Source organism: Ruegeria sp. H9, from assembly GCF_056532915.1.
The window spans coordinates 1,694,794-1,719,225 of record NZ_JBQFNX010000001.1; the positions used below are offsets into that span (position 1 = coordinate 1,694,794).

A 24,432-nucleotide genomic window follows, 5' to 3' on the forward strand; every position below is an offset into this window, starting at 1 on the left:
GGGATCCAATAGTAATTTCACCCATGACAGGTTGATGTCAGGTTGATGTGTTTAGGTTTCGAATAATCTGAGCCGCACTGCGGCCGGTTGTCAAACGGGAGGAATTCATGACGACAATCAAACTGGGCCGTCGCGCCCTAATCGCGGCTGTGACCGCTATTGGTCTGGCTGGACCGACTTTCGCTGAAGAGGTCGTAGATAGCATCCACTTTCTGATCCCCGGTGGCGCAGGAGGCGGCTGGGACGGCACGGCCCGTGGCACCGGTGAGGCGCTGACGAATGCGGGTCTCGTGGGAACTGCATCCTACGAAAACATGTCGGGCGGCGGCGGTGGTAAAGCCATTGGATATCTGATCGAAAACGCCGACAGCAACCACGGCACGCTTATGGTCAACTCGACCCCGATCGTGATCCGCTCTCTGACCGGAGTGTTCCCGCACAATTTCCGCGACCTGACACTGGTCTCGGGCACGATCGGCGATTACGCCGCGATTGTTGTGGGCAAAGACAGCCCCATCAATTCAATGGCGGACCTGCTAGCCGCTTATGACGCCGATCCAAGTACAACGGCCATCGGCGGCGGTTCTGTGCCGGGCGGGATGGACCATCTGGTCGCGGCCATGGTGATGGAAGCGGCAGGCAAGGACGCTTTGGGCGTGAAGTACATCCCCTATGATGCAGGTGGCAAAGCGATGGCCGCGCTTCTGTCCGGTGAGATCGCCGCGCTATCGACCGGTTTCTCGGAGGCTGTCGATCTGGCGAATGCAGGTGAGGTGAAGATCATTGGCGTCACCGCAGAAGAGCGCGTGGATGCAGCCCCTGATGCGCAGACAATGAAAGAGCAGGGCATCGACACAACTTTCGTGAACTGGCGTGGGTTCTTTGCTGCTCCTGGTCTGCCAGAGGACAAGCTGGTCGCTTATCAAGAAGCCATCGCCAAGATGTATGACACACCTGAATGGGAAGAGGTCCGCGCCCGTAACGGTTGGGTGAACATCCACAACTCGGGTGCTGATTTCCAATCGTTCCTGGAACAGCAGGAAAAGCAGATCGGCGATCTGATGAAAAAGTTGGGTTTCCTGTAAGGATACCTCGGGCAGAGCGGGCAACCGCTCTGCCTCAACCAACAATAAATCAAAGGAGGGGGAAACATGGCGCTGGATCGCTGGATCGCGCTCGTTTTGCTGGGCATATGCCTGACATATGGCTACACCGCCTGGTTCACGATGGATGGCAGTCTGCCCCCCTTCATGCAGCGCAACCCCATTTGGCCGAGCACCTTTCCCAAGGTGCTGTCGATTTTGGGGATAATTGCCACAACGATTATTCTGCTGGGATTTGAAAAGGCTGAGCCCAAAGAGGCTGATATCGATTATCGGAGGCTGGGCGAATATCACTTGGGCCAGGCGCTGCTGTTGCTGGCTTTGATGGTTGCCTATGCGCTGTGCCTACGTCCGGTTGGATTTCTGATCTCGACATCCGGGTTCCTGATCCTCGGTTCTTTCATTCTGGGCGAACGCAAATGGCACGTCATGCTGCCGGTTGCCATAATCGCTACAGGTTCAGTCTGGTACCTCGTGCAAGAGGTTCTTGGCATCTACATGCGACCCTTGCCGGGCGTTTTCGGAGGCTGACATGCTTGAAGGATTGTTGATCGGCCTACAAACGGCATTCTCCATCCAAAACTTGTTGATGGTCATAGCGGGCTGTCTGATTGGTACATTCATCGGCATGCTTCCCGGTCTTGGGCCGATGTCGATCATCGCCATTATGATTCCGGTCGCCATTTCGATGGGCGATCCCTCCGCCGCATTGATCCTGCTTGCCGGTGTCTATTACGGCGCGATCTTTGGTGGCTCGACATCTTCCATTCTTCTGAACGCGCCGGGGGTCGCGGGAACCGTGGCCTCAAGCTTCGACGGCTATCCGATGGCTCGTCAGGGCAAAGCCGGGAAGGCGCTCACAGTTGCCGCTATCGCCAGTTTCGCCGGGGGTACGATAGGAGCGCTGCTACTGATGGTCTTTGCGCCTGCATTATCCTCGGTCGCACTGCTGTTCCACTCGGCTGAGTACTTTGCCTTGATGGTAGTGGGTCTGTCCGCCATCGCCGCCTTTGCGGGAACCGGGCAGGTGGCCAAGGCAATTGTCATGACCATTCTCGGGCTGATCATGGCCACTGTCGGCGAGGGCGCGCTGTTCAACTTGCCGCGTTTCACGATGGGGATCATGGATCTGCAGTCCGGCTTTGGTTTCATCACGCTTGCAATGGCGATGTTTGCCCTGCCCGAAGCGCTGTTTTTGGTTCTCAAACCCAAGGACCTGCAAGGCGACGAAGGCGAAATCAAGGACCTGCGCATCACAGGATCCGAGGCAAAGGCCATCGCTCCGGTGGTTGGTCGCCAATCTGTGCAGGGTTTCTTTATCGGTGTGCTTCCGGGGGCAGGGGCAACGATTGCCAGTTTCCTTGGCTATGCGGTTGAACGCAATATTGCCCCGAAAGAAGAGCAGGAGGAGTTCGGCAAAGGCTCGATCAAAGGTCTGGCAGCACCCGAGACAGCTAACAATGCTGCCTGTACCGGTTCCTTTGTTCCGTTGCTGACGCTCGGCATTCCAGGTTCCGGAACTACGGCCATTTTGTTGGGCGCCCTGATCGCGCTGAATGTGACACCGGGTCCGCGCCTGATGATCGACGAGCCACAGGTATTCTGGGCTGTCATCATGTCGATGTTCATTGGCAATCTGGTGCTGCTGATCCTGAACCTGCCGTTGATCCCCTATATCGCCAAGGTGCTTGCAGTACCGCGCAACTATCTGATCCCGTTCATTTTGTTCTTCACCCTCATGGGGGCCTATATCGGGCAGAACAATGCCACGGAACTGCTGATATTGGTCGGCTTCGGCGTCTGCGCCACAGCACTGAAATTTGCCGATTACCCTCTGGCACCGCTGCTGATCGGTTTCATCCTTGGCGGCATGATGGAGGATAACTTCGCCCGTTCCATGCAGCTGTATGACGGCATCGCCTTTATCTGGGAACGTCCGATGACGCTGGGCCTGTTGGTGATTGCCCTCCTTCTGGTGCTGTTGCCCAGTTACCGCGCACGTCGCGCCAAGGCGCGAGCGGCAGGCGTGGCCGATGGCGACTGAGCCACTTTCAGGCATCCGGGTTCTTGACCTGACTAATGTCCTGGCCGGGCCGTATTGTTGCTACCAACTGGCCCTGATGGGGGCCGAAGTGATCAAGGTCGAACGCCCCGGCAGCGGAGATCTGGCCCGTGTGCTGGGGGCGGATCCTGATCGGAACAAGGCCGGCATGGGCATCAGCTTTTTGGCGCAGAATGCAGACAAGAAATCCGTGACTTTGGATATGAAGGCTGATCGGGGAAAGGCTCTGCTCAAGCGGCTGGTCAAGACTGCCGATGTGCTGGTCGAGAACTTCCGGCCCGGCGTGATGGACCGGCTTGGGCTGGGGTATCAGGTTCTGCGCGCCGAGAACCCCAGACTGATTTATTGTGCCATCAGCGGGTTTGGTCAGGATGGACCACGCCGGGACGACCCGGCCTATGACCAGATCGTGCAGGGGATCAGCGGTGTCATGTCAATCACAGGTGCGTCGGATACCGCGCCTTACCGGGTTGGCTATCCTCTGGCAGATACCGTCGGCGGGATGACGGCGGCCTTTGCCATAAGCGCGGCCTTGAATGCCAACCCGCGCGGGGCATTCCTTGATGTCGCAATGAGCGAGGCGGTGGTTTCGACCATGGGGTGGGTGGTGTCCAACTATCTGGTCGGTGGCGTGACTCCTGCGCCGCATGGGAACGAAAACACAACGTCGGCCCCGTCCGGAACTTTCGCCACATCCGACAACCCTATAAATATCGCCGCCAATCGCGACGAACAATGGCATGCGCTCGCCCAACATCTGGGCCGCGCCGACCTTTTGACGCATCCGGACTACCTAACCCGCGAGGATCGCAAGACCAACCGGCATGAATTGCGCCAAGAACTGGAACGCACGCTTTCTACCCGTCCATCCAGTGATTGGGTCCAAGAGTTGAATGCGTTGGGTGTACCGGCCGGGCCGGTTATGACGGTGCCGCAGGCTTTGTCCGACGATCAACTCTCAGGTCGCGGGCTGATTGGAACTCTGTCGGCGTACGGAGAGAGTTTACGCCTTGCGGGCAGCCCAGTGGTCATTAATGGCGCACGCCGCATGCCACGATCCGCACCACCGGATCTTGGGGCCGACAACCTCTCGATTTGGGCCGAGCTTGGACTGTCGGACGCAGAGATCGAAACGTTGCGACATGAGAGGGTGATATGAGCGATGTTGCCGATTGGTGGCGCACCGCCATCATCGATATGGAGCCCGGGCGCATTGAACTGCGTGGCCAGCCGATTCAAGACCTGATCGGCAATCTGGGTTTCGCTGAAATGATCTGGTTTATGGTGCGGGGTGACAGACCGACACCTGCGCAGGCTCGATTGTTCGAGGCCGCTTTGGTCGCCGCCGTGGATCACGGCCCGCAAGCCCCCTCGATCGCGGCTGCACGAATGGCGGTGACCTGCGGGCTGTCTCTAAACAACGCGATGGCGAGTGCTGTTAACATGCTGGGTGACATCCATGGTGGTGCCGGCGAGCAGGCGATGGAGCTTTATCACTTTGTAGACGCCCATGCCGAAGGCCCAGAACAGGCATTAGACGACTGGATCGCCGAACGCGGGAAGATACTGCCGGGTTTCGGGCATCGGTTCCATACACCGACGGACCCGCGCGCACCCCGGCTGATGGCCCTGGTTGCTGATGCAGTCGAACAGGACGCCTGCGAGGGTCGGTTCATGAAAGTCGGGCAAGCCGTGGAAACCGACCTGATGCGCCGGAAAGGCAAGCCGGTGCCGATGAATATCGATGGTGTCACGGCAGTGATCTATGCAGAGCTAGGCTTTGCCCCGCCATTGGCACGAGGCTTATTTTGCCTTTCGCGGTCGGTCGGCATTCTGGCCCATGCCTGGGAGCAGACCCAGCAAGGCGGACGCAACAAAGGCCCTACGCCGCCCCACTATCGCTGGACATATCTAGGCGATGGAAGTTGAGGTATGCCGCCTGTCGTTTCTCATGGCTTCGGATGCCTTTTATCCAGATTCTGAAACACAGCGACATAGTTTGTGGCTAGAGCCTTCGCCTTGCGGCCAACTCCGTCCAGAACTGCGTAGTACAGGAGCTGGATAATTTGGGTGAAGTGACGTCGCAGCTGACACAGGTAGGACTGGCGTAGCGTGTTGTCGTTTTCCAGGAAAATGCGCACAAGGCGGACAACGTAATCGCCCTAAGTCAATGATCTAGAGTGAATTGGAGGCGAGTACCTGTTTTGAAATCGAACCGAGATTCTCAGGAAATCTTTTAAAAATAGTGTGTTAATGACGACCCTCTCGTCCTTCATTCGAAAAATGTTGCGGGATTTGTTGCGGGATCGGCATGACGCTTTCTGCTTAGCCATGCCGCTCGGACTACGATAACTTGATGCGATCTAACTGAGCGAGCCATCTGACAAAAGAAAGGCCTTGCGAAACAAGTAGAACTGCAGCCTCTTCAGTAGGCTGATTATGCACCTCAACACCTTGCTCATGTCGATAAAAGTGAGAAGCGTTGATCCACTCCTTGAATGACCCCAATGATTTTGCGGCTGCTGATTGCGAAGTCGGATGATCAGAGTAAAGCGATTGCAAGTCTCTTCCGAGTTTTTCGCCAGCAGTGCGCGCATCTAAGCGAGGCACGTTGTACATGAGTTTGAAAAGATTTTCATTGGCAGCAAAGGCCGAACGAATTGCGCCGATGTAGTCAACAGGCTCTTGTAGCAAATGAAAGTCTACAGCCTCTACAGATTTTACTGTGGCTGAGTAGCGTTCATCTCGCAGTGCGGCAATCGAAGAAAGTCTCTCAGAACTGAAAGCACCGTCAATGAGTGGGTGCACTCCACCTTGATCATCGATTTCGAAAGCAAGGTTTTCTTCTCGAAAGATGCGCTGAGCTCCCGATACGAAAACGCTTTCGTCACGATTGTAGGCCTCACGCAGATAGGTAGCTAATACCGTTATAGTATCAAGCAACTCCAAAACCGTTATTCGGCTAAAATACATTTCCCAATCACTGACCAACATGCCTGAGGCAGATCTTGTCGCAAATTTCATTCCCAGTTCGTTTTCGATGCGTTCCTGAGCGTACTTCGCGTGGTCGAAGGTGCGTCTGTTTCTTTCCCACCTAGGTTCAGGACAGTGGGCATTTGCTAACTTTGACAGGCGAAAGCGAGCTTTTTCACTGTCTTTCAGTGGCGCGCCTTTATTCACATAAACTTGCGTAAACCGTTGTCCTTTTTCGATCTCTGCCAACTTTTTTCCTACCTGCATTATCGACGCGAAGCCCTGCTTGATCGCTAGTTCTCTATCATGTGATGGCTTAGCTCAGCGGCATTGTGTTAACCAGCCTTTCATGCACCAACTGGTTGATTGTAACTTCTACAATTCACCAAAAGTGTCGAGTGCTTTGCCCTGCATCGTGCTGTCTAGCCATACGAAAGCCGCCGAAGGATACTCAATTCTCAAAGCTGTGAGAGGAATTTTTTCTCACGTTATCTACTTGGAAATAATGGATTATTTTTCTCGTGTGTTGCGGGATTTGTTGCGGGAAAAACCTGACTTGATCACGAGATAAAAATTTATCGTTTAAAATCAAGTATATAACATGGTTTTCTGGAGGCGAGTACCGGAATCGAACCGGTGTACACGGATTTGCAATCCGGAAAATTTCGTTGATTTCAAAAGGAAAAATTGTAAACGGACTTGTTTCGTTCAGGGTCACTTTTCAATAGGTTACGAGGCCCAAGTAAACGGTTTTTCACAGTCTCTCGCTCTGGCGAAAGGACAAAGAAAAACCGCTGAGGGGGCGGCCACCCACCTCAACGGCATAGAAGAATATTTCCGTCCCAATACCTACGGCATTTCCGGTCTGACCTCAACCCAATTGGCGGTGAGATCATGAGCTGGCGCATCGCAAATGAATGCGCCGAGCGCCGCTTTGGCAGCGCCGCGCGTAAGCAAATCATCATGTTCCTGGCCGACAAAGCGAGCGATGATGGCTCGGGCATCTGGTGCTCCAAGGGGACCATCCAGCGTCATACAGAGCTCAGCGAAAGCACGGTGAAGCGCACCATCATCGACTTCCTGCGGGAAGGCATTCTGATCGAGATAGGGCGGCGGCACTGCAAGAACGGCTACACGGTCATTTACCGCATCGTATTGGAGCGCGTGGCCGCGCTCGAACCCACGGCCGAGCCCGTCATCGACACGGGGGTCACTGTGAACCCCGTCCAGCCTGAACCCGGTACGGGGTCCACGGTGAACGGGGTACGGGGTTCACGGTGGACCCCAAACCATCCTAAAACCATCCATAAACCACCTACGCGCAGGCGCGAGGCGGCGGAGGAGGTTGAAGATCTTGAAGCTGAGAAGATCTTGGCAGCCTATCCCGAAGACAGGATCCGAGACCAACGAACTACTCTGCGCTTGATCGCTGCAGCATTGAAAGCCGGTGTGGAGCCCGATGACCTGAAGCAGGCGGTCAAAGCCTATGCCAAGGAAAGCGAGGGCTACACGCGCAGCAAGGTCTGTTTCTCGGATAATTGGTTCAAGATGCGGCGTTGGGAGAAGGGGCTTGCCCAGGTACAGGCGGACCGAGAGAAGGCGCGAGAGGCCGAAGCCAAGGGCCGTGCGAGCCTCGCCGAGTGGATCCACGAGCGCCATCCCTTGTGCCGCCACATCACTAACCGGCAGATCGAGGATTTGATCGCTTCAAAGCTAGTGACGCCTGAGCAGGTGCGCGCTGCGGGGCTGCAGGCATGACTTTCGTAGGAAGGTGACGCAATCGTTTCGTTCGAGCAGACGCGTTGTATCAGTGTGGTGAGATGACCGGGTTGTGTTTCGTAATGGTGACCTCAATGTGCCAAATGTTATACTGAGATAACATAAGATGAGACTGGTGTGGCGGCGTTGGATTATGGAGCTAAGCGGTGGAAATTGACATTAATGTTCTCTCTGTGTAACATTTAAAGGCTTAATGTCGCCTGGAGATATCTTTATGGCTGTTTCGATCAAAATGCCCAGGGCGGCGCGTAAGGAGCTCGTGGCACTTGGGGAAAACATTCGCGTTGCACGACTGCGCCGCAAGTTAACCGCTGAGATTGTTGCGCAGCGTGCTGGCACAACGCGGCAGACCATCGCCAAGATCGAAAGTGGCAACCCTGCAGTCAAGATCGGCACCTACGTTGCTGTATTGCAGGCGCTCGGCCTCTTGAAAGGTTGGGGGGACCTCGATGATCCGGTTGGTGAGCAGATGGCGCTGGATGACCTCCCGCAGCGTGCGAGACTGAAAAATGGTTGAGGTCTGGATCGACTGGAAAGGGTTGAAACAGGTCGGCACGCTCCACCGCACAGCGGGGCGCGGCCGAGAGCGGGTGTCTTTTACCTATCATGACGACTGGCTTGGCGACGAAAATGCCTTCGGGCTTTCGCCGGACATGCCTCTCGTCAGAGGGCAATTCGTGCCGGAAGCGGGGCAGGATATGCTTGCGCCACTCGGGGATTCTGCCCCCGACACCTGGGGCAGAACGGTGATGCGGCGCTATGAGGGGCGCATGGCAGAGGCCGAAGGGCGACGTCCGAGAGTGCTGCAAGAAACCGACTACCTGCTTGGGGTGAATGATGAGACCCGTTTGGGTGCGCTGCGTTTCAAGGTTGAAGGAGTGTTTCAAGCCCGCGAGGGCATTGGCGTGCCTGCGCTGGTGAGCCTCGGAGATTTGCTTCATGCGTCTCAGCGCGTTCTGCGCGGGGAGGAGACCGCAGAGGACCTCAAAATGCTGTTTGCTCCGGGAAGCTCGCTAGGTGGTGCACGGCCGAAGGCCAGCATCCTTGACCAGCACGGCCGTCTTTCTGTCGCCAAGTTCCCGAAAGAGACGGACACTTATTGCGTAGAACGCTGGGAAGCCATCGCACTGGAGCTCGCAAGGCGCGCCGGAATCACGGTTTCTGATCACACGCTTGAGATGGCTGGCGACAAGCCTGTTTTCCTGTCCCATCGGTTTGACCGGAACGAGGATGGCAGGATCCCGTTCATCTCAGCCATGGCGATGCTGGGCGGCAAGGATGGCGAAAGCTACAGCTATTTGGACCTAGCAGATATCATCACCTCAGAAAGCGTAACGCCCGACCAAGACCGCGAGGAACTCTACCGGCGGGTCGCCTTTTCCATTCTCGTGACGAACCTCGATGACCATATGCGCAATCACGGATTTCTGCGTGGGCGGGGCGGATGGCACCTCTCACCAGCCTACGACATCAACCCCGTGCCGAACCAACCACGCGTGCTCAAGAGCTACGTTGATGACGACAATCCGGATGCCAGTATCGCCCTGCACCGCGCGCAACATGACTCCTATCTTCTCGAACGCGGCGAGGCGGATCGCATCATTGCCGAGGTGGCCGAAGCGACGATGGCTTGGCGTGACGTTGCCCGTGCCCTGGGGGCTCCGGAGCGCGAGATCAGGGAGATGGCAACAGCCTTCGAGCACGAGGAAGCGGATCTGGCGCGAGCGTGAACTGGGGCATCTACTGGATTGGCTTGAGCGAAAGCCGATTAGCTACAGCGGAATCTTGAGGCCCTTGGCCATTCCGATGCGTTACGACGTGGCAGTCGATCTTGGAGTGCCGAACTCAGATCCTCAACGCCGTGTTTCTGATTGCTGAACATAAGCGGGCAGCCGTAGCAGGCGCGGTGCAAGCCCCGCTTCAACAAGAAATTTCCCCTGCGCCAGCGCATTCCTCGCGAGGCAACTTTCTTGCTGACAGCCCCTTGGTGCCAGCTTTGATCATGTTCATCGAAACACTCAAAATGAGGATCAAAAAATGGCCACCCAAACTCTGAAACTGAACGTCAAATCCGGCGAAAAAGACGGTAAGAACTTCTGGGACCGCTGCGGCGTGCTCTTCGTCAACACCGACGACAGCGGCAACATCACATCGATCAACGTCAAACACAGCATGTTCCCCGACGTCGAAATGGTCGCCTTCCCGCGCCGCGATGATGAACCAGTTACCGAGTGACCTTAGCGCCAGGGCGGGTTGCCCGCCCTGGAACGCAGCCAGGGAACAGCTTCACGCTGAACTCGACGACCTCTAGCAAGCCAAGCTTGCCGCTTCTTCTCCTTTCAACTAGTTTCAACCCATATCCCTCAGAGAGGACATTTTCGAAATGCCCAACGAAGACATTTTGACCGTGAAAGAGCTCGCTGAGTATCTCAAGATCGCTGAGAAAACGGCATATCGGTTCGCATCTGAGGGCAAGGTTCCCGGGTTCAAGGTGGGAAGCGCATGGCGATTTCGCAAAAGCGAAATTGACCGCTGGATTGCCGAGCAGGAACAAAAACAAGAAGGGGAGCAAAAATGACCGGGCAACAACAGGCTGAGGCATTGCGCCGAGAAATCTGGAGCATCGCAAACCGTGTGCGTGGTGCTGTCGACGGCTGGGACTTCAAGCAGTTCGTCCTGGGCGCGTTGTTCTATCGTTTCATCAGCGAGAACTTCACCAACTACATCGAAGGTGGCGACGACAGCATCAACTATGCGGACATGTCCGACGCAGACATCCCCGATGAAGCCAAAGTCGATGCAGTCAAAACCAAGGGCTACTTCATATATCCCAGCCAACTCTTTCAAAACGTGGTGAAAACCGCGAGCAAGAACGACAGCCTGAACACTGACCTTGCCGAGATCTTTTCGGCGATCGAAGCCTCGGCCAGCGGCTACCCATCCGAGCAGGACATCAATGGCCTGTTCGCCGATTTCGACACCACCAGCAACCGCCTGGGCAGCACGGTCAAACAGAAGAACGAGAGACTGGCTGACGTTCTCAAGGGAGTTGCAAGCGTAGAGTTGGTCTTTGACGATACCGAAGAAGACATGTTTGGCCACGCATATGAGTTCTTGATCTCGAACTACGCCGCCAACGCGGGCAAATCCGGCGGCGAGTTCTTCACGCCGACCCACGTGTCCAAGCTCATCGCCAAGCTGGCCATGCACAAGCAGACCAGCGTCAACAAGATCTACGATCCGGCGGCGGGGTCTGGGTCTCTGCTTTTGCAGGCCAAGGAAGAGTTTGAGAAACACATCATCGAAGACGGCTTCTTTGGGCAGGAAATCAACTACACCACCTACAACCTCGCCCGCATGAACATGTTCCTGCACAACATCAACTACGACAAGTTCAATATCCAGCACGGCAACACGCTGATGGAGCCACATTTTGGCGATGATAAACCCTTTGATGCGATCGTTTCGAATCCACCATACTCGATCAATTGGAAGGGCTCGGATGACCCAACACTGATCAACGACGACCGCTTTGCGCCTGCTGGGGTGTTGGCACCAAAGTCGAAGGCGGATTTTGCCTTTGTTCTTCATGCGCTGCACTACTTGTCTGCAAAAGGACGCGCCGCAATCGTCTGTTTCCCAGGTATCTTTTACCGGGGCGGGGCAGAGCAGAAGATCCGCAAGTATCTGGTCGACAACAACTTCGTTGAGACAGTGATTGCGCTCGCGCCAAACCTGTTTTTCGGAACCACCATCGCGGTGAACATTCTGGTGCTGGCCAAGAACAAGACCGACACAGCCGTTCAGTTCATCGATGCGAGCGGCGAAGAGTTCTTCAAAAAAGAAGCCAATACGAACGTCATGCAAGACGACCATATCGCCAAGATAATGGAAATCTTCGACACTAAAGAAAACTGGCCTCACATTTCGGAAGTCGTGAGGCAGGAGAACGTGGTCGCAAAGGACTATAACCTTTCTGTCAGCGCATACGTGGAACCCAAAGACACCCGAGAGGTTGCCAATATTTCCAAGCTCAACGAAGACTTGAAGCTCACAGTTGGCATGATCGATAAGAGGCGCGCGGCTGTTGATGCCATCGTTGGCGATATTGAAGGCGATAGCGATCAAGGGTTTATGGAACGGCTTCTGAAGCGGTCTGAAGTGGATTGGATACCCCTTGGAGATGAACAATTTTTTGAAGTGGCAAACAGGCACCGCAGACCTGTCAAAGCTTCGCTTCGCGTTGCTGGTGACACGCCATACTACGGCGCAAACAACATCCAGGATTTTGTTCAGGGACACACGCACGATGGCGAATATGTTTTGATCGCCGAAGACGGTTCGGCAAGTTTGGAGAACTATTCAATTCAGTACGCTCTCGGTAAGTTTTGGGCGAACAACCATGTCCACGTCATTCGCGGCAAAGACAATGTGAATACTAGGTACCTGTACCATTACCTTTGCGTCTTTAACTTCATTCCGTTCTTGACGGGGGGAGGACGCGCGAAGCTGACAAAGGGGCGGATGATTGAAATTCCAGTACCCATCCCCTGCTCAAAGGAACCGGACTCGTCGCTAGAAATTCAATCGGAAATCGCACGGCTTTTGGATACCTTCATTGATCTAAGTGCAGGTCTCAGCGAGGAGCTGAAGTCCAGAGAAAAGCAATATCACCACTATCGAGGTATCCTTTTGAACTTTCCTAAACCCGAGGGGACGGCCTGAAATGAGCCAAACCCTCGAACAGATCGCACAGCAGTTGCACAGTACAGACAAGAAAGTCCAACTGATCTATGCATTTAATGGTACCGGTAAGACCCGTTTATCCCGAACTTTGAAAAACTTAGTGGTGCCTAGGTCCGACGAAGGTGAAGAGGGTGAACTGTCACGCGAAAAAATCCTATACTACAACGCCTTCACTGAAGATCTGTTCTATTGGGACAATGATTTGGTTGACGATAGCGACCCGAAGTTGGTGATCCAGCCGAACACCTTCACCGATTGGATTCTTGGTGAAAGGGGCCTGGATCAAGAAATCATTGCCAACTTTCAGAGGTACACAGACGACAAGCTCACGCCGAGTTTTGTGGTGAAGACCGAGCAAATCACAAACAAAGACGGAAAACGGGAGAATAGAAACACCTATCCCCAGGTTACGTTTGCGTTTGACCGCGGATCTGAGCGGTCAACGGGGGTGAAGTTATCCAAAGGCGAGGAAAGCAACCTGATCTGGAGTGTCTTTTTTAGCTTGTTGAAGGAGGTCGTGGGACTTCTGCAGGAAGCCAAAGAAAACGAAGATCAAGAGCCGCAATTCGGTCAGTTGGAATATGTGTTCATCGATGACCCTGTAAGCTCTCTTGATGATACTCATTTGATCGAACTGGCCGTGGATCTGGCAGATCTCATCAAATCGACAGAAGCCGATTTGAAGTTTATCATCACAACTCACAATCCGCTTTTCTATAACGTTTTGCACAACGAATTTGGCAACAAGTATTACAAAAATCCGGAATCGATTGATCGGAAGCTGGTCTACAAGCCCAGCAAATCTGCGAAGTACCGCCTAGAGAAAAAGACTGACGGAACATACCAGTTAAATGAGCAGGCAAATGATGCGCCGTTCTCCTATCATCTCCTTCTATTGGCGGAGTTGAAGAAGGCTGTCGATGCGGACAGCGTTCAAAAATATCATTTCAACTTTTTGAGGAATGTTCTCGAAAAGACGGCAACTTTTTTGGGCTACAGAAGGTGGAGCGATCTATTGCCAAAGATCGATGGCAATCCTGACCCGTTCGCCAACAGAATAGTCAACCTTTCAAGCCACTCAGCGCATTCTGGTGAAGAAGTTGCCGAGATCGAAAGCAACGACAAGGACAAGCTGCGTGAGCTGGTCGAACATTTATTCACAAAATACCAATTTTTGAAACCGAAAGCAGAGTAATGGTCGAGCAAACAACGCCTATCGCGGAAACGAAGAATTTCATCGTCCTCGACAAGTACATTAAGGAGTGGGACGCCGCTGATCGCTACCAGAGCGAAGATGATCTGGAACGCGAATTGGTGCAGGATTTGGTCAATCAAGGCTATGAGTTCCTGCCTGCTCTAACGACTCCAGATACCATGCTTGCCAATGTCCGGGTGCAGCTGGAGCAGCTCAACAACGTCGCGTTTTCAGATGATGAATGGAAGCGATTTGTCGAGACCTACCTCGACAAGCCAAGCGACAGCATCGTCGACAAGACCCGTAAGATCCACGACGACTACATCCACGATTTCGTCTTCGACGACGGGCGTATCCAGAACATTTACCTCGTCGACAAGAAGAACATGGCCCGCAATAAGCTGCAGGTGATCAAGCAGTTCGAGCAGGTCGGCACCCACGCCAATCGTTATGACGTGACGATCCTGGTCAACGGGTTACCATTGGTGCAGATCGAGCTGAAGAAGCGCGGCGTGGCGATCCGGGAGGCCTTCAACCAGATCCACCGCTACAGCAAGGAAAGCTTTAACAGCGAGCATTCCCTGTTCAAGTTTCTGCAGCTCTTCGTGATTTCAAACGGCACCGACACCCGGTATTTCGCCAACACGACCAAGCGCAATAAGAACAGCTTCGACTTCACCATGAACTGGGCGAAGTCCGACAATGAGCTGATCAAAGATCTCAAGGATTTCACCGCAACTTTCCTTCAGAAGCGTACGCTGCTGAACGTTCTGTTGCAGTATTCTGTTTTCGATGTCAGCGACACTTTGCTGATCATGCGGCCTTACCAGATTGCAGCGACTGAACGCATCCTTTGGAAGATCAAAAGCTCATATGAAGCCAAAAACTGGAGGAAGCCTGAGGGCGGTGGTTTCATCTGGCACACCACGGGTTCCGGCAAAACGTTGACGAGTTTCAAGGCGGCACGGTTGGCAACCGAGCTGGATTTCATCGACAAAGTCTTCTTCGTCGTGGACCGTAAGGACCTCGACTACCAGACCATGAAGGAATACCAGAGGTTTTCCCCTGACAGTGTCAACGGTTCCGACAGCACGGCCGGGTTGAAGCGCAACTTAGGCAAGGACGATAACAAAATCATCGTCACGACGATCCAAAAGCTGAACAACCTGATGAAGTCAGAGGGTGACCTGCCGGTATATGACCAGCAGGTGGTCTTCATTTTCGATGAGTGTCATCGCAGCCAGTTTGGCGAGGCGCAGAAGAATCTGAAGAAGAAGTTCAAACGGTTTTACCAGTTTGGCTTTACCGGAACGCCGATCTTTCCTGAGAATGCGCTAGGGGCTGAAACGACCGCGGGGGTGTTTGGGCGCGAGCTGCATTCTTATGTGATCACCGATGCTATTCGCGACGAAAAGGTTCTGAAGTTCAAGGTCGACTACAATGATGTGCGTCCCCGGTTCAAAGCCATCGAGACTGAGCAAGACGAAAAGAAGCTCAGCGCGGCTGAAAACAAGCAAGCGCTACTTCATCCAGAACGTATTCGGGAAGTCTCTCAGTATATTCTGAACAACTTCCGTCAAAAAACCCACCGGATGCAAGCGGGTAGCAGTGGGTTCAATGCCATGTTTGCTGTCAGCAGTGTGGATGCCGCGAAGCTCTACTATGAAACCTTGAACGATCTGCAGGCGGGCAGTGAAAAGCCGCTGAAGATCGCCACGATCTTCTCGTTTGCGGCCAACGAACAGCAAGATGCGATCGGTGACATTCAAGACGAGAGCTTCGATGTGTCAGCGATGAATAGCAGCGCCAAGGAGTTCCTGAGTGCCGCAGTCAAAGATTACAATTCCTTTTTCAAAACGAACTTTGGTGTCGATAGCAGTGGCTTTCAAAACTACTACCGCGATCTTGCCAGCCGGGTTCGCTCGAAAGAAATCGACTTACTGATTGTCGTCGGCATGTTCCTTACAGGCTTTGACGCGCCAACGCTAAACACCTTGTTTGTCGACAAAAACCTTCGCTTCCATGGCTTGATGCAGGCGTTTTCCAGAACCAACCGGATTTACGATGCGACCAAGACCTTCGGCAATATCGTGGCGTTCAGGGACCTTGAGCAAGCGACCGTTGATGCGATCACGCTGTTCGGTGACAAGAACACAAAGAACGTCGTGCTTGAGAAGAGCTACGACGAGTACATGAATGGTTTCGTTGATCAGGAAACCGGCGCGGCGCGACGCGGGTTCATTGATGTTGTGAAGGAGTTGACGGAGCGCTTTCCAAAGCCAGACGAGATTGTCAAAGAAGTAGACAAAAAGGAGTTTGCGAAGCTCTTTGGTGAGTATCTGAGAGTTGAGAATGTGCTCAGAAATTACGACGAGTTTTCAGCATTGAAAGCCTACCAGGGCCTAGATTTAGCAGATGCCGCTGCCGTTGAGGAGTTCAAGCAAAAGCACTATTTGCGCGACGAGGACCTACGCGACCTGGAGGCAATAGAACTGCCTTCAGACCGAGCAGTTCAAGACTATAGATCAACATACAACGACATTCGCGATTGGCTGCGCCGGGAAAAGTCTTCGGCAGAGCAAGAACAAAGCAACATCGAGTGGGATGATGTCGTTTTCGAAGTGGACCTTCTGAAATCGCAGGAAATCAACCTCGACTACATCCTCGAGCTCATCTTTGAGAAAAACAAAAAAGTGAAGAGCAAAGGGGATCTGATTGAGGATGCTCGCCGCGTCATTCGCGGTAGCCTTGGAAATCGAGCCAAAGAGAGCCTGATTGTGGACTTTATCAACCAGACTGATCTTGATCAGATTGATGATAAGGCAGGCGTGATCGATGCATTTTTCTCTTTTGCTCAGGCAGAGCAGCGCAAAGAGGTAGAAGAGCTTATCAGATCGGAAGATCTAAATTCTGATGCAGCAAGGCGCTATATTTCTGCTTCCATAAAACGCGAATTTGCAAGTGAAAACGGTGCTGACCTCAATGCCATACTCCCCAAAATGAGCCCGCTAAATCCGCAGTTTCGGACCAAGAAGACGACGGTCTTCGAGAAGATTGCAGCTTTTGTAGAAAAATTCAAAGGTGTTGGCGGGCAGGTCTAGCCAAGACGTTGGGGTGCTCTACGATGGCTGTTTTGCTTCTGCTTGTTGCCAGTCGTGATACGTCTGCTTCGATCCCTTGACCTTCCACTCCAGGCGTCCGTTGCTGTTTCGGTCCAGGACGACAGCAGCGGCGGCTGAAGGACTGGTGAATGACCAAGGTTTCGTGAAGCGGAGTTTTTGATTGCCGTCGGCGACCAGAGTGCCGTCGGATATGAGTTTTTCCTTCAAGCTGCCATAGCTTTGTTGGACATAGCCGGTCTCGGTGAGCGCCTCAGACCCTTCCAGTACAACAAATTCACCATCTTCTTCGACAGCGGTCGCCTTGACGCCGCTTTTATGGCGGATCTCGAATTGCACTTCTCCTTCGGTCCGCTCGTCAACCGGCTTCGCCGTCTGAGTCACCGCGCGCGGTTGTGGCTTGAGCATATCCAGGCCGATCACTGGCAGGATGATGCGGAGGTTTGACAAAAACTGCTCCATGTTGGCAACGTCCGCCTCTGGCAATCGTCGCCTGCTGGTGTCTGGCTGCGTTCCGTTATCTAACGTGACGCGGCCTGCCTGGGCGGCTTGCTCTATTAGCCGCGCCTCCAGGTATTCAGCGTGTCCTTTGGAAAGGTCATCGTCACTTGTGGTGATGGTAATGGCCGTTTCCCAGAAGTCTCTTTTGATCGCGCTTTGCTTGATCCTCTCAGCCACGGAGTTTCCAGAGCCAATATAGGTGCGGGTTGCACCGGCTTTTTCGGGATCAGGACCCGATAGGATATAGATACCGGTCCGATCAACTTCTTCACGAGCGGTCAGGTCGCCGAAAGCTGAAGCGCCGCTTACAAAAAGCAAACCTGTCCAACCATGGATTGTCGCTTTTCGCAGCCCAGTTGGCTTTCCGTCGACGAGAAAAAGCTGGATTGTTCGACCGAATGAACCCTCTGCTTGCACGATTTTTCCCCTGAAAACATGATTCTAATAATTTCTTGTACAGCACACTTTAACCACGAAATTACATGATTGTCGTCCCGTCGGGACGGCTTTTGCAAACGGACTGCACCGGAGCTCAACGGGCCGTTGGCCCGCTCACCCCGATCCAGGCATCATTCTCTTTGTTTGGTCCGCCCAACATCCCTGACCGTGGCGGTCAACCTTAGTCCATCCCCAAAATCAGCCACCAATTTCCCCTGTCTCGCAGGCGAGCCATTCCTCGCGGGGCAAATTGGCGTCTGATTTGGGCGCAGGCATTTTCTTCGCAAATGTGGCCGATTGACAGCCCCGTTCAGGGCCGTGGGTCGGGCTTTGCCCTCTCCCACTCTGTTCCGCCGAATACATGCGTATTCGGTCAGATCAGGTGGCCGAGGCGCAGCCCATCGGCGGAAGGGGGCACGAAGCCTCACCCGCGTCACTTTGATCGAGGAGGCCACAAATGGCACCGAAGTTTGATGTTTATGCCCATGTCACCGACACCATTATTGCAGAGATCGAGGCGGGCACGCCGCCTTGGCGTAAGCCGTGGACCGGAAGCGCGTCCGGCATTGCCTTGCCGACCCGACACAACGGCGAGGAGTATCGCGGGATTAATATCCTGATGCTTTGGATCATGGCGGCCAAGCATGGCTATGTTTCCAGCCGCTGGATGACCTACAAACAGGCGCAGGAGCTGGGCGGACAGGTCCGCAAAGGTGAAACGTCGTCGACCGTGGTCAAATACGGGACGTTCACCCGAGAGAACGAATTGGGCATTGAGGAAGAACTGCCCTATGCGCGCGCATACCGCGTGTTCAATGCGGATCAGATCGAAGGTTTGCCGGAGGAATATTACATCCGGCCCGAGGCACCGAGTGATCTTGGGACGGCCGAAGATCCTGAGCTTAAGGCGTTTTTCAGCCGAACAGGGGCGGAGATACTCACCAGTGATGATCCGCGCGCCTACTACAGCCCCGCCAAGGACCACATCCATATGCCGCCGATTGCCACGTTTCACAATACGGCAGGCTACTATGGGACTTTGGCCCATGAGGTGATCCATTGGACCGGCAGCGAAAAGCGGCTGGAGCGGATCAAAAAATTTGCCAACCGCGAAGCCTATGCCTTTGAAGAGCTGGTGGCGGAAATCGGCGCTTGTTTCCTTGGGGCTCAGATTGGTGTCGCGCCGGAATTCGACCAAAGCGCCGCCTATGTTGAAGGGTGGTTGAAAGCGCTCAAAGAGGACAAACGGGCGATTTTTCGTGCGGCGTCCGAGGCGCAGAAAGCTGCCGACTTTGTTTTGAACGCTGCAGGTCAAAGCAAGGAGGTGGCAGCATGACCCCTGATTTTCACAGCGATGATTTTGCGACGGCGCGTCTGGAAGATACCGTCAGCTTGCGAAGCGCTGCCCGTGAGGCCCGCGCCACGCTTTACGCGGTGTTGAACCGGTTGGAGCTGAACGATCTGGAGGGTGAGGAGCAGCCCTATATCGACGATTGTCTTGGGGCTCTCGCAATCCTTGAGGAGGCGTTGCGATGACCTTGGAAGCGATCAAAACAGCAGTGGACGCGGGCGACCGCGTTCACTGGGTCAATAGCGGGTATGTGGTGACGCGTGATGACCTCGGGCAATACCTCATCACCTTCACACGGAACGGGTCGGCTATTGGCTTGACCAGTCGGGATGGCACCCGCCTGAATGGCGAGCCTGACGAATTCTTCATTATTGAAGGCGGCGGGGTTTGCCATGAAGTATTCTGACATCAAGCAGGCGGCCCGAGAGGGCCGCACTAGCGTGCATCTTCATGGGTTCTGCAATCTGCCCGATGGTGGGCAGGAGTATTGTGATGATCCAGAACTGATTGGTGGCTGGGCGATCTATGTCCGAGTTGAGACTCCGGACGACCCGCAACAGCCCTTTGATCTAAACGAGCTACCGGATCATCAAACCTATGCCAGCGTCGAAGGCGCGGCCCGCGCAATAGCGCTGCAATTGCTTGGCGATGCTGAGGCGTGGAACCACGACTAGTGGTGCCATGCCTTGCGCATGCGGCCGGGCTTTGCCCGGCGGTCGCAGCCTTTGGCTGCTCCAAACGGAATACAGGCAGTTGATACAATATTATAATATTGAATCAATAATTGTGAAATGCCATAACGGGGCTGCCTGTATGATGCTGGCAAGAAATAGGGGTGATTACTTCACATGGGCCAACCGCGCGCACCACGGCACAAGCGACTGACGCAAAACCAGCGTTTTGCCATCGTGCGCAAGCGTGCCGATGGGGTGCCGATCGAGGATCTGGCCCGCGAATTTGGCGTCACAACCCGCAGCATCTTCTACACCTTGAAGGCGGATCAAAGCCGCAAGCTGGATGCGCGCGTGCGCTCCGAACTGGTAAATGTCCGGCTGACGCCAAAGGAGCTCGCGAGCTTCGATGCGGTGCTGACGCGGCATGAAATTGCCAGCCGCGCCGAGGGGTTGCGGCGGCTGATCTATGCGTCGAACGATCTATTTGTTCCCGACGATGAACTGGCCAACCAGATGCAGGGGTTATCGGCCTCTCTCAATCGCACCGGCAACAACATCAACCAGATCGCGCAGCGCCTGAACGAGGCAAAGCGCCAAGGCAAAACGCCGCCCTATGGCAATTCTGCCCATGCTCAGGTCCGCGCTTTGGCCGGATTGATCTTCGACATTGCAGACCAAGTTCAGGACATGGCGCAGCGCCGCCGCAGCGCGCTGTCCGGTGAGGTTGCCCGGGTACTGGGAGGCTTTGCCGATGGCCCGGAATAGCGCCGTTGCTGCCGCGCAAGAGGCCTTCTTCGATCGCGACTGGAGCCGCATTCGCGGCAGCGTCCCGCGCGCCCGTGCCAAACAGATGGCGCGCGCGGCCATGGGGCATTCCCCCGCGATCTTCAAAGCCATTCGCGACGGCGGCACGCACAACAAAGCGCAACTGCGCAACCAGCTGGAATACCTGACCACCAAGTCCAGCTTCATCATCGACAGCCGTGGCACCTATGACGGCCAAAGCGTTCTGTCAGCCAAAGAGATCGAACAAGTCACGCGTCGGTTTTCGGCGCAGTGGAATGAGGGGTTCCACCCGAAACTGGGACATACCTCGCATCTCTTGATGGCCTTCCCAATTGGCACGCGCGGTGAGGATGTCGCCGACATTACGCGCGAGATCTGCGAGAGGTTCTTTCAGGGCGAAGGCAGCCATTTTGACTACATCGCCGCCGTGCATGAGGACCGGGATCACCCGCACGCCCACATCGTCCTCAACCGGCGCAGCAAGGATGGGGAGTTCTTCTTTCTGAAAGAAGGGCACCACTTCAACTATGACAGTTTTCGAGAGGCCATGGTGGAGGTGTCGGACCACTATGGGTTGCGCCTTGAGGCGACGCGAAAGCTGGAGCGTGGGATTACTACGAAGAGGCCAAGTGACTTGGACCAACGTCGCGCGGAATCCACCGGCCAAAAGCTGACCGAGCGTCAGCGCCTGGGGCCGGAGCTTGACCGTGCCTTGGCCGAAGTGGCGCAGAACGCGCGGCTCTATCGAGGCCTGGCGGCCGAGGCCTCGCGCGAGAACCAGCATGACATTGCAGCAGCCTTGGACAAGGCTGCGACGCTTTTGGCGCAGGGCAAACCGATTGAAGCAGATGGAAAGGTATATGGCATGGCCGAAGAACAGCATTCGTTTGATGAGGTCGTGGATGCCTTCCACGACAAGATCAACCAAGCCGAGCGCATCGTAGCGGACGCCCCAGTGGAGCGGCGCGCGGCGCTCGAGCATGAGCTGAACGACATCTATCGTTCACTGTCGCATCTGAGCCCAATGGGAACGCAGTCCCACACCTTGCTCGAAGATGCGTCCAAGAGTGGGATCTATTCCGCTGCGAATATACGGGCCGAGGCCCAAGGCGCTTTGCAGGATCCAGCTCTTTCCGAACGTCTTCAGCAGGCTTTGAAAGGCACCGGCATTGACGCACAAGAGGTTACCCGCCGCATCGAAATCGGTGCGGGCAATGCCGCGCTGGAGCGGCAATGGCTCGGGCAGGATTTGAAGGCGATTGCCGAGAAAGAGGGCTTTGACCTGTCTCGCGCCGATGAGCTGGAGAAGGCGATCGACCGCCTCGACCAAGTGCACAGTGATTTGGGGCGCGTGTTGGCCGATGCTGAGGTTCTCAAAGACAGTGGGGCGGTGGAAGCCGACCGGCAGGAAGCCATAGTCGACAGGTTGCCGCCGACCACCGCCGACATCCTGAGCCGTATGAGGGACGAGCCAACCGCAGATCCATTCCGAAACGATCAGGAACGCGAGACTTTGCGTGCCGAACTGGAGGAGTTGGTGGGGGAGGAACATGCCCCCGACTTGGAAATCGGCGATGAGACCACGCTGGAGGAGCATATCGAAGACCGCCTGGACCGGCTCTATGCGGCCAAGGCCTACCTGCAAAGCGATGCCGCTCTGGCGAACAGCGTGGCGATGGAGCATGTCCTCGACGAGATCGCCAATGAAGAAATAGACGTCCGACGCGAGCGGCACGTCGATGCCGACGGCGAAAAGGGCGTGACGCATGGGTAAGGCGCGGATCGCACTCGGCGTCATAAGCTTTGCTCTTCTGGGAGCGGTGTTGGGCTATGTTCTGGCGTCGGCCTTTCTGACGTTCCGCTGGTTCGGGGTTGGGGCTGACATCGATTTCTTGATGCTGGCACGCAGCTATGGGGTTCTCCGAACGACGCATCAGGCCGACATACAGATTGTTCACTTGATCGTGGGGATCAGCACTGGTGCCGGTGTTTTGCTCAGTGCGGTCTTGATGAACGATGCGCTGACCAAATTCGGTGAAACCCACTGGCAGCACATGTCCGAGATGAAGCGCAACGGTTTCTTCGGCAAGCCTGGCCACGGCTTTGTTCTCGGTAAAATGGGTAAGCCCAGGAGCTGCAAACCCTTCGTGATGTCCAAGGTATTCCCCCATGCTTTGATCGTGGCCCCGACCGGACGCGGGAAGACTACGGGTTTCGTCATTCCGAACCTTCTGACTTATCAGGGCAGTGCCGTCGTGCTCGACGTGAAGGGCGAAAACTTCGATGCGACGGCGCGCCACAGGGCCGCGCAGGGCGACAAGGTGTTCCGGTTCGCGCCAACAGACTGGAAGGATGGCCGTTCGCACCGGTACAATCCTTTGCTGCGCATATCGGCGCTGGAAAACGTCGACCGCCAGCAGATGGAGCTGCAACTTCTGGCTTCGCTGTTCCTGCAAGCAGATAACGACCGGGTGCAGGGGCTTCTCGATGGCGGTATTGACCTATTCGTGGCGGCAGGACTTTTGGCGTTCGAGCGAAAGCGGCCGACCCTGGGCGAGATCTACCGCATCACCGCATCGGGCGGGGACAAGCAGAAAGAGTATCGCCGCCGCGCCGATGAAGTGGTCAATCCAGCCGCCAAGCTGATCTTCATGCGGATGGCCTCGACCAACAACGATACGCTAACGTCTTATCTGTCGCTCTTGATGACATCTGGTCTCAAGCAGTGGTCGAACCCTGCGATCGACCGCGCAACTGCAACGTCAGACTTCGATTTCCGCGACATCCGCAAGACGCCGTTTTCTGTCTATCTCGTGGTCGAGCCGCTGATGGTGAAACCGCTCGCGCCGTTGATCCGCTTGTTCTTCTCGGACTTGCTGGCATCGTTGCAGGACCATGAACCCGGTAAAGACGAGCCCTGGCCGGTGATGATCATGCTCGATGAGTTCAATCGCCTTGGCAAAATGCCGATCGTGCTCGACAGCATCGAAACCCTGCGATCCTACCGCGCCAATCTTGCGATCGTCACACAGACGATCCCAGCTTTGGATGAGATCTATGGTGAAAATGCCCGCCGCGCGCTCCAGGGTAACGCGGGCATCAAACTTTATCTGACCCCCTCAGATGAAAAGACCATCGAAGAGCTCAGCAAAGCCGTCGGCAAAACAACCAAGCGCGTTGTGACTCGCTCGCGCTCGGTCGGTCGCAACCCATTCGCCGGGCGCAGCATGTCTGAACGGACCGAAGAGACCGCGTTGCTGCCCGAGGATGAAGCGCGGCGCATGGATCTTGATGACATCGTTCTGGTGGTCGACGCGCAAATGCCTGTGCGCGCCAAGCGGATCAAATACTATGAGGATCGGTTCTTTAAGCAGATCTTCGACAAGCAGAGCGGCGATCTGCCGTATCCCTCGGCGGGGGATCAAATGCGCGGCCTGCAAGGGCAGATCAAGGCGCTGGAGGCTAAGATTGGAGCGCTTGAGATGCCGATAGGGGTTGCCGATGATGCCCTAGAAAGGACTCAGGAACGGCGCGATGAGATCAAGGAATTAGCGTCCGGCATTCCAAATGCACAGTCAGCTGCTAAGGCCACTTTGGGTGATTACCAGGCCGGAACTAAAAGGGTGGAAAGGTTTATGGAAGAGGCCGCTCAGGGATGAATGTGAACTCAGATCTGCAACGCGGATCTTTAGGCAAGGCTAAGGC

At 55.0% G+C, this 24,432-nt stretch carries 22 protein-coding genes; 20 read left to right on the top strand and 2 right to left on the bottom strand.

All coding sequences use genetic code 11. From position 1 onward, the window contains the following. Positions 1-107: 107 nt before the first annotated feature. From ACR0CZ_RS08155 to ACR0CZ_RS08175, 5 genes are all read left to right on the top strand, one after another. Positions 108-1,085 (top strand): tripartite tricarboxylate transporter substrate-binding protein, encoded by a 978-nt coding sequence (locus ACR0CZ_RS08155; RefSeq protein ID WP_170391824.1) that lies wholly within the window; start codon positions 108-110, stop codon positions 1,083-1,085. Positions 1,086-1,151: 66 nt separating this feature from the next. Next, positions 1,152-1,634, top strand: a complete 483-nt coding sequence (locus ACR0CZ_RS08160) for a tripartite tricarboxylate transporter TctB family protein (protein WP_170391822.1) — start codon at positions 1,152-1,154, stop codon at positions 1,632-1,634. Between the two features lies 1 nt (position 1,635). Continuing rightward, positions 1,636-3,147 (top strand): tripartite tricarboxylate transporter permease, encoded by a 1,512-nt coding sequence (locus tag ACR0CZ_RS08165; RefSeq protein ID WP_170391820.1) that lies wholly within the window; start codon positions 1,636-1,638, stop codon positions 3,145-3,147. Continuing rightward, the gene (locus ACR0CZ_RS08170) at positions 3,137-4,324 is read left to right on the top strand and encodes a CoA transferase (RefSeq protein WP_170391817.1); all 1,188 of its coding nucleotides are present in this window, start codon (positions 3,137-3,139) and stop codon (positions 4,322-4,324) included. Before ACR0CZ_RS08165 ends, ACR0CZ_RS08170 begins: the two co-directional genes overlap by 11 nt. Further along, the gene (locus ACR0CZ_RS08175) at positions 4,321-5,094 is read left to right on the top strand and encodes a citryl-CoA lyase (protein ID WP_170464923.1); all 774 of its coding nucleotides are present in this window, start codon (positions 4,321-4,323) and stop codon (positions 5,092-5,094) included. The genes ACR0CZ_RS08170 and ACR0CZ_RS08175 overlap by 4 nt, the downstream gene beginning before the upstream one ends. Before the next feature lie 414 nt (positions 5,095-5,508). Here ACR0CZ_RS08175 and ACR0CZ_RS08180 read toward each other — a convergent pair whose 3' ends face one another. Then, positions 5,509-6,387, bottom strand: a complete 879-nt coding sequence (locus ACR0CZ_RS08180; RefSeq protein WP_170464921.1) for a hypothetical protein — start codon at positions 6,385-6,387, stop codon at positions 5,509-5,511. A gap of 645 nt (positions 6,388-7,032) precedes the next feature. Between ACR0CZ_RS08180 and ACR0CZ_RS08185 the strand changes: the two genes are divergently transcribed. The 8 genes from ACR0CZ_RS08185 (at position 7,033) to ACR0CZ_RS08220 (ending at position 16,959) form a co-directional block, all read left to right on the top strand. Further along, on the top strand, positions 7,033-7,896 hold the full coding sequence (locus tag ACR0CZ_RS08185) for a hypothetical protein (protein WP_480537004.1): 864 nt from the start codon (positions 7,033-7,035) through the stop codon (positions 7,894-7,896). Positions 7,897-8,131: 235 nt separating this feature from the next. Further along, entirely contained in the window at positions 8,132-8,434 is a 303-nt protein-coding gene (locus ACR0CZ_RS08190; RefSeq protein ID WP_480537003.1) for a helix-turn-helix domain-containing protein, read from the top strand. Then, positions 8,427-9,647, top strand: coding sequence for a type II toxin-antitoxin system HipA family toxin (locus tag ACR0CZ_RS08195; protein ID WP_480537002.1), 1,221 nt, complete (start codon positions 8,427-8,429; stop codon positions 9,645-9,647). The genes ACR0CZ_RS08190 and ACR0CZ_RS08195 overlap by 8 nt, the downstream gene beginning before the upstream one ends. 307 nt (positions 9,648-9,954) lie before the next feature. Beyond that, a complete protein-coding gene (locus ACR0CZ_RS08200) occupies positions 9,955-10,152 on the top strand; it encodes a hypothetical protein (protein WP_480537001.1) in 198 nt (65 codons plus the stop codon). 148 nt (positions 10,153-10,300) lie between these two features. Next, complete coding sequence (mads1, locus tag ACR0CZ_RS08205) at positions 10,301-10,495, top strand: methylation-associated defense system helix-turn-helix domain-containing protein MAD1 (protein ID WP_058239057.1); 195 nt, start codon at positions 10,301-10,303, stop codon at positions 10,493-10,495. Beyond that, positions 10,492-12,642, top strand: a complete 2,151-nt coding sequence (locus tag ACR0CZ_RS08210) for a type I restriction-modification system subunit M (RefSeq protein ID WP_480537000.1) — start codon at positions 10,492-10,494, stop codon at positions 12,640-12,642. Before mads1 ends, ACR0CZ_RS08210 begins: the two co-directional genes overlap by 4 nt. A gap of 1 nt (position 12,643) precedes the next feature. After that, a complete protein-coding gene (locus tag ACR0CZ_RS08215; protein ID WP_480536999.1) occupies positions 12,644-13,858 on the top strand; it encodes an AAA family ATPase in 1,215 nt (404 codons plus the stop codon). Then, positions 13,858-16,959: an HsdR family type I site-specific deoxyribonuclease gene (locus ACR0CZ_RS08220; RefSeq protein WP_480536998.1), complete on the top strand. Its 3,102-nt coding sequence runs from the start codon at positions 13,858-13,860 to the stop codon at positions 16,957-16,959. The genes ACR0CZ_RS08215 and ACR0CZ_RS08220 overlap by 1 nt, the downstream gene beginning before the upstream one ends. An 18-nt stretch (positions 16,960-16,977) precedes the next feature. On the opposite strand, the gene ACR0CZ_RS08225 is transcribed toward ACR0CZ_RS08220, so the two are convergent. Beyond that, on the bottom strand, positions 16,978-17,895 hold the full coding sequence (locus ACR0CZ_RS08225) for a GIY-YIG nuclease family protein (protein WP_234170498.1): 918 nt from the start codon (positions 17,893-17,895) through the stop codon (positions 16,978-16,980). A gap of 478 nt (positions 17,896-18,373) precedes the next feature. On the opposite strand from ACR0CZ_RS08225, the gene ACR0CZ_RS08230 reads away from it, so the two are divergent. From ACR0CZ_RS08230 to ACR0CZ_RS08260, 7 genes are all read left to right on the top strand, one after another. Beyond that, entirely contained in the window at positions 18,374-19,252 is an 879-nt protein-coding gene (locus tag ACR0CZ_RS08230) for an ArdC family protein (protein WP_480536997.1), read from the top strand. After that, positions 19,249-19,452 carry a hypothetical protein gene (locus ACR0CZ_RS08235; RefSeq protein ID WP_480536996.1) on the top strand — a complete coding sequence of 68 codons (204 nt, stop codon included), beginning with the start codon at positions 19,249-19,251 and terminating at the stop codon, positions 19,450-19,452. Before ACR0CZ_RS08230 ends, ACR0CZ_RS08235 begins: the two co-directional genes overlap by 4 nt. After that, entirely contained in the window at positions 19,449-19,673 is a 225-nt protein-coding gene (locus ACR0CZ_RS08240; RefSeq protein WP_480536995.1) for a hypothetical protein, read from the top strand. The genes ACR0CZ_RS08235 and ACR0CZ_RS08240 overlap by 4 nt, the downstream gene beginning before the upstream one ends. After that, entirely contained in the window at positions 19,660-19,941 is a 282-nt protein-coding gene (locus ACR0CZ_RS08245) for a hypothetical protein (RefSeq protein WP_480536994.1), read from the top strand. Before ACR0CZ_RS08240 ends, ACR0CZ_RS08245 begins: the two co-directional genes overlap by 14 nt. Before the next feature lie 174 nt (positions 19,942-20,115). Continuing rightward, the gene (locus ACR0CZ_RS08250) at positions 20,116-20,706 is read left to right on the top strand and encodes a hypothetical protein (RefSeq protein ID WP_480536993.1); all 591 of its coding nucleotides are present in this window, start codon (positions 20,116-20,118) and stop codon (positions 20,704-20,706) included. Continuing rightward, on the top strand, positions 20,693-22,501 hold the full coding sequence (locus ACR0CZ_RS08255; protein ID WP_480536992.1) for a relaxase/mobilization nuclease domain-containing protein: 1,809 nt from the start codon (positions 20,693-20,695) through the stop codon (positions 22,499-22,501). The genes ACR0CZ_RS08250 and ACR0CZ_RS08255 overlap by 14 nt, the downstream gene beginning before the upstream one ends. After that, positions 22,494-24,386, top strand: a complete 1,893-nt coding sequence (locus ACR0CZ_RS08260; RefSeq protein WP_480536991.1) for a type IV secretory system conjugative DNA transfer family protein — start codon at positions 22,494-22,496, stop codon at positions 24,384-24,386. The genes ACR0CZ_RS08255 and ACR0CZ_RS08260 overlap by 8 nt, the downstream gene beginning before the upstream one ends. Positions 24,387-24,432: the final 46 nt, after the last annotated feature.